This is a genomic window from Kitasatospora sp. NE20-6, from assembly GCF_045862635.1.
Map to the genome: position 1 here is coordinate 38,185 of NZ_BPRL01000077.1, position 6,000 is coordinate 44,184.

4 protein-coding genes and 1 pseudogene are annotated in these 6,000 nt (G+C 73.9%); 3 read left to right on the forward strand and 2 right to left on the reverse strand.

Translation table 11 applies throughout. The annotated features are described in order from the left end of the window. Positions 1–713 precede the first annotated feature (713 nt). Together SNE206_RS35250 and SNE206_RS35255 are read left to right on the forward strand one after the other, a co-directional pair. A pseudogene (locus SNE206_RS35250) lies at positions 714–1,478 on the forward strand (alpha/beta fold hydrolase); the annotation flags it as partial. Positions 1,479–1,613: 135 nt separating this feature from the next. After that, positions 1,614–2,075 (forward strand): DinB family protein, encoded by a 462-nt coding sequence (locus SNE206_RS35255; RefSeq protein WP_407917657.1) that lies wholly within the window; start codon positions 1,614–1,616, stop codon positions 2,073–2,075. 261 nt (positions 2,076–2,336) lie between these two features. Here the strand turns inward: SNE206_RS35255 and SNE206_RS35260 are convergent, their stop codons facing one another. Continuing rightward, on the reverse strand, positions 2,337–3,785 hold the full coding sequence (locus SNE206_RS35260; protein WP_407917652.1) for an IS1380 family transposase: 1,449 nt from the start codon (positions 3,783–3,785) through the stop codon (positions 2,337–2,339). A gap of 133 nt (positions 3,786–3,918) precedes the next feature. Further along, entirely contained in the window at positions 3,919–4,734 is an 816-nt protein-coding gene (locus SNE206_RS35265; RefSeq protein WP_407917653.1) for a maleylpyruvate isomerase family mycothiol-dependent enzyme, read from the reverse strand. 233 nt (positions 4,735–4,967) lie between these two features. Here SNE206_RS35265 and SNE206_RS35270 point away from each other — a divergent pair, with 233 nt between their 5' ends. Beyond that, positions 4,968–5,861 carry a glycosyltransferase family 2 protein gene (locus SNE206_RS35270; RefSeq protein ID WP_407917654.1) on the forward strand — a complete coding sequence of 298 codons (894 nt, stop codon included), beginning with the start codon at positions 4,968–4,970 and terminating at the stop codon, positions 5,859–5,861. The last annotated feature ends 139 nt before the right edge of the window (positions 5,862–6,000 follow it).

Genomic DNA, 6,000 nt, shown 5'->3' on the forward strand with positions numbered 1-6,000 from the left:
CCGTGCTCCGCGGCCGGGCGGCGGGGACGCGATGGTGGGACGCCCGAGATCGGAACCGGCTGCGGCACTGTCGGGGCTCGAACCCGGCGCCCCCATGGGGGACGTTCACCAAAGAAGTATCCGCTGCCTGCGCACCGGGCGTCCCGGCGCCGCATCCTCCCGAACCGGCGCACGGCGCCTTCCGGCTGCCGGTCCGCACCGGGAGGTGCACCTGTGAAGTTGTGTGTCCGGAGATCGAGGTCGGCCGAGGTGACGATTGGCGCTCTGGGCCGCTGAGCTACCGCCGGGCGGACCGGCGGCCGGGATTCGAACCCGGGTCACCCCTTGGGAAGAGGAAGTAACCCCGGCCTGCGCACCCGGACACGACAGACCGTACAGGCCGTGGGCGTGCAGGTCGCGCGGTTTTCCTCCCGGGTGCGTGCACCGGACGCGGCGGGGGCGGTCCCGGCTCCTGGCCGGCCGTGGGGGCCGCCGGCTACCCGCATCGCCGACCGGTCGCCACCGGTGCATGCCCCACCGGCCCGTGCAGCGCCCTACCGTCGTCGGGAACAGTCGGAGGATGACGTCCCGTCACCCCACCGGCGTGACCCGACCTGTCGTCACCTGGCCACGTAAGGAACGGCCGCACCCGCAGACCGGGGAGGAACCCTCCTTCCCTTCCACACCACCGAGGACCGCATCATGACCTGTCTCCCGCACCACGGGGTTGCCCGATGAACGGAACCGGCCTGCACCGGGACGAGTTCGGCCCGGCGGACGGCCCGCCCGTCGTGCTGATCCACGGGCACCCCTTCGACCGCACACTCTGGGCACCGCAGACGACGTGCCTGGCGGAGGCCGGATACCGGGTGATCACACCCGACCTCCGCGGCTACGGACTGAGTGCCGTCACCCCGGGCACGGTGAGCCTCGCCGACTTCGCCGACGACATCGCCGCGCTGCTCGACTTGCTCGGCATCGACCGGGCCGTCGTCGGCGGAGTGTCGATGGGCGGCCAGATCGCCCTGGAGTTCCTGCGCGGTCACCGGCACAGGGTCGCCGCACTGGTGCTCGTCGACACCTCCGCCGCCGCGGACACCGAGGCGGAACGGGCCGCCCGCCACCGCCTGGCGGACCGGCTGGTCGCCGAGGGCATGGCCGGCTACGCCCACGAGGCGATCGACACGATGATCGCCCCGTACAACGTGACCGCCCTGCCGGACGTCGCCGCGCACGTCCTCGCCATGATGCGGGCCACCGATCCGCACGGCGCAGCGGCGGCGCAGCGCGGCCGCGCCGAACGTCCCGACCACCGCGGAGTGCTCGCGGCCGCCGACGTCCCGGTGCTGATCGTGGTCGGGGAGGACGACGTCCACACCCCGCCCGCCGTCGCCGAGTCCATGCACCGGCTCGCGCCGCACGCCCGGTACGCGGTCGTCGCCGGGGCCGGCCACCTCCCGAACGTCGAGCAGCCCGGGGAGTTCAACGCCCATCTCCTCGGGTTCCTGCAGGCGGCCCTCCGCCGCGGACCCCTCCCGCAGGGCGCCGTCGCGGGGGCGCGGCGGGCCGGGATCCTCGACGGCGCCGGGCCCGGACGCCGGTTCACCACACCGGCGACCGGTGACGAACGGCGCATGCTCCTCGCCGTCCTCGGCGACCAGCGGGCGACGCTTCAGCTCAAGTGTGCAGGCCTGGATGCGGAGTTGTCCCACCGCGCGGTGGAGCCGTCCACGCTGTCGCTGCTCGGTCTGGTCCGTCACCTGGCCGATGTGGAGCGGCGCTGGTTCCGCAGCGTGCTGGCCGGGCACGACGCGCCACCGTACTTCTCCTCGGCGGGCGACCCCGACGGTGACTTCGACGGCGCCCGACCCGACCCCGCGGTGGCCGCCGCGGCATGGGACGCCTGGCGGGCCGAGGTGGAGTTCGCCGACCGCTTCGCGGCCGAGGCGCCGCACCTCGACGTCGAGGGCGAGGACGCGTGGCGCGGCAGGGTGTCGCTGCGCTGGGTCCTCATCCACATGATCGAGGAGTACGCCCGGCACAACGGGCACGCCGACCTGCTGCGCGAGCGGATCGACGGGGCCAGGGGCCTCTGAACCCGCCGCCAGGGCCGTCGGCCGCCCCGCGCGGACCCCGGCCCGGCACGGCGCCCGGACCCCGGCCCGGGCGCACCGGGTCAGAGGTCCGGCCTCAGCCCCGAATCCGCAGGTAATGGCTGCCGGCCGGTCAGTTGATCTCTGTGCTGGCTGTTGGCCCGGGTTCGGGGTGTCCGGGTAGGCCGGTGGCCCGGCTGTCGTGCCGGGTGGGCGGCTTTCCAGGGCGGTGTTGGGTGGTTCGGTCCCGGTCAGGCGGGTTGGTCAGGTGGCCGGGAAGCGCCGGTAGGCGCGGATCCGGGCCAGCGTGTTGGCGATCAGCTCACCGGCCGCGGCAGTGAAGCGGAGTTCGTTGCGGCGGGCGGTGACCGTCCAGCGGGCGGCCCGGTGGATCAGCAGACGCCGCACGGTGGCGATGCGGCGGCGGGCCTGACCGATGGGGGCGAGCATCTGCAGCCATGCGGTGAGGTTGTAGGCCAACAGTGCGCCCCACATCCACATGCTGTTGACCGCGTGGGAGCCGGACGGCAGATGGTTCAGCCCGGCTCCGTGGGCGGTGTCGCGGAACAGTTCCTCGATCCGGGTGCGGCGGCGGAACTCCCACTCCGCCGTCGCGATCTCTTCGTCCAGGTCCAGCTGCTCGTTGGTGGCGATGAACGAGTAGGCGTACGCCTGTTCCTCCAGGCCCTCCAGGACCAGGGCGAGCTGGTCCTTTCCGACGGTGCGCGAGCGGCGCGAGCGCGGGTCCGCCGACAGCTCGGCGGCCTCGTAGCGCACCCGGCGGGCGATCACGCGGGTGTCTTCGGGCCAGCCGGGTGGAGCGTAGTCCAGCACGGCGACCTGCGCGGTCGGGTAGTCCACGGCGTCGGTCCAGTCGTCCTCGTGCACGGCGGCAACCGCCCGCCACAGTGGTTGGCTGCGCGGGACGCCGAGCCGGAACAGGCATCCGCGGGCCGCGATCTTTCCGGCGACCCTCCCGGCGTAGTAACCCGTATCGCCCTGGATCAGGACCGGACCGGTGGCTCCGGCCGTGCGCACGGCGTCCACCGCCCGGTCGATCTGGCCGGGGGCGTGGGTGCGGCCGTCCGAGCGGCCGTCCAGGAGGTCGGCGGCCAGGGCGGTGCCGGCCTGGGCCCAGTGCGCGGCGTGCACCCGCCCCGTGACCTCGCCCTTGTAGGAGCGGACGACCTGTTCCTTGCGGGTCGAGTAGACCTCGATGTCCTTGGCGTCCAGGTCGATCGTGACTTGCCCGGCCAGCACCCGGGCCCGTTCGCCCACCGGGAGCGCGGCCAGCGCACGGGCGGTGACCTGCGCGCACGCCGTCTCGATGCCCTCGCGCCGGGTCTGGTCGAACCGGGCGGCGAGCGTGGCGGCCGTTGTGGACGGCGGGACGGGCGCGGGCAGCAGCCCCTCGCCCACCCGGTCCGCCCGCAGCCGGTCGAAGCCGACCAGATGGTCCTCGCCGATCAGTTGCACCACCGCCAGCGCCAGCGCGAACTCCCCGCCCGACAGTCCGCGCTCACGCGCCTTGACCGGGCCGATCCCCGCATCCAGCGCGGCAGTGACGCCCAGCGCCCGGTCCAGTTCCGCGACCAGCATCAGGCCGCCGTTCTCGGTCAGCGACCCGTCCACCCCACCCAGCTGGGCGTTCAGCCGGGTCCAACGCCTACCGGGCGTACGGAAGGCGGTACGGCGCCGCGATATCTTGTTCACCTGGCAGGTGTCCTTGCTGGTAGAGCGATCAGGCGTAGAGAACCTCGATCATCTCAAACCAGCACGGACACCTGTCGTCGTATCAGCCGCCGCACCGCACCACTACCTGCGGATTCGGGTCAGAGGTCCGGGCTCAGGGTGCCGCGAAGCGCAGCGGGAAGCGCAGGGCGAGCCAGGGCCGTCGGCCCCAGGCGAGCACCCGGCCGCGGGCCAGGGCCGCGCCCGGTGTGTACCGCCCGAGCGCGAGCAGGACGAACGCGACCGGCCCGGTCAGGATCGTGCAGTCGGGGCGGGGGGCCGTTCCCGGGGCCACCTCGACGGCGCCGTCGGTGAAGGTGACGGTGAGGCGGGGGCCGCGGCCCATCCGCAGGGCGTAGCGGGCGGTGTGGCCCGCCGACGAGCGGTCGTCGACGACCCGGGGCATCGCGGTCATGAGGAACGGCAGGCACAGCTCGGCCCGGTGGCGGTCGATCATGTGCGGCCTGCGGAGCGCGACGGCGATGTCGTAGCCGTGGCCGAGCATGTGGGTGAGCAGGTACGAGGCCAGCGTGGCCAGGTCCATCGGGCCCAGCGGGGTGAGCACCGGGTCGGACGGCGACCGGCGGGCGAACGCCTCGCCGAAGGCCTGCGCATGCCGGGTGATCTCCGCGGCCAGGGCGGGGCCGTCGCGCTCCGGGAACACCGCCAGGGCCTCGGCGTTGGCCGCGGCGAGGCTCTGCGGCGTGCCGTCGCCGTACGTCCGCCGTTCGCCGGCGGCGAGGTCGGCCATCAGTTCGTTCGCCATGGCCAGGTGCGCCGCGGCCTCGCCCACCGTCCACTCGGCGCCGGGGATCGGCGCGGAGGTGTCGCCGCACGACCGCAGCAGCGCCGCGATGTCCTCGGCCGCGTCGGTGACGGCGGCCAGGAGCCGGGCGTGCCCGGCGGTCGGGGCGGAGGAGGGAGGGATCATGGTGGTGAATGCTGACCCAGTCGGATGCCGCTGTCCAGGGCCGGGTGCGGATCGATGCCCGGTCGTGCCCCGGCGCCCGGCCGGCGGGGCGCCCACCGCACCGGTCCGGCGGCCGGTCCGGCGGCCCGGACGGGCGGAACGGGGTGGGCGGAACGGGGCGGCGGAGAATACCCGTTCGTCGACGGGGTATTCGTTCCCCGTCGATTTCAACGGATTCGGGGAGGGCGCTGGGCATGACCATCAGAATGGTGTCGGTCGTCGGCGGGGACACGTCGTTGCTGGAAAGGTTCCTCGACCACTACCGGGGACTCGGGGTGGAGGAATTCCACGTGGTGCGCCATGTGGAGAGCATGTCCGACCCCGGCCTGCCGGAATCGATCGAGGTGATGCACCGGGCCGGGCTGGAATTCTCCCGGATGTCCGAGGGGCCGTGGCACGAGCACCTGAACCCCCGGCTGATCCGCGAGACGATGGCCGAACACCCGGACGACTGGTGGGTCGTCGCCGACCTCGACGAGTTCCAGGTCTACCCGGACACCCTCGCCGAGGCCGTCCGCCACTGCGAGCGGCACGACTACGACTACGTCGAGGGCGCCTTCCTCGACCGGGTCGCGGCCGACGGCTCGTTCCCCGAACCCGACGTGACCGGCGGAACCCCGCTCTGGCAGCAGTACGGCCTGGCGGGGCTGCTGACCCTGCGGCTGATGCGGGCCCGCCCGACCAAGGTGACGCTGGCCCGCGGCCGGGCCGAACTCGGCTACGGACAGCACAACAGCTGGACCGGCCGCGGCGTGCCGACCGGCAGCCTCTACACCCAGGTGCACCACTTCAAGTGGACGGCTTCCGCGCACGAGCGCCTCGTACGGCGGGTGGACGCGTACTCCACCGGCACCTGGCAGATCAACAACCCGGTGATCATCGACGAGTCGAAGGCCTTCCTGGCCCACGTCGCCGAGCACGGCGGCCGACTCGACGTCGACGACCCCGACCTCGGCCTCCGGCCCTGCACCCTCGCGTACGAGGACTACCGGGACTGGCCGGCGCTGGCGGTGGAGCTCGGCAGCGCCTACCGGGAGTTCGACGCCGGCCGGGCCCGGCTGCGCGCGGCCGGCACGCCCAACCTCTGACCCGACCGACCCCAGCCCCGCTCCCCGGCCATGCATCAGCCGGGGAGCGGGTCGAACAGCGGGCGGGGGGCGGGCCCCCCGGGGGGCCGGCCCCCCCCGGGGGGGGGGGCGCCCCCCCCCCCCCCCGGGGCCCGCGGGG

Excerpts from the sequence above, each read along its gene's own strand:
- SNE206_RS35270 (WP_407917654.1), top strand. The coding sequence starts at position 4,968 with ATGACCATCAGAATGGTGTCGGTCGTCGGCGGGGACACGTCGTTGCTG.
- SNE206_RS35255 (WP_407917657.1), top strand. The coding sequence starts at position 1,614 with ATGCTCCTCGCCGTCCTCGGCGACCAGCGGGCGACGCTTCAGCTCAAG.
- SNE206_RS35265 (WP_407917653.1), bottom strand. The coding sequence starts at position 4,734 with ATGATCCCTCCCTCCTCCGCCCCGACCGCCGGGCACGCCCGGCTCCTG.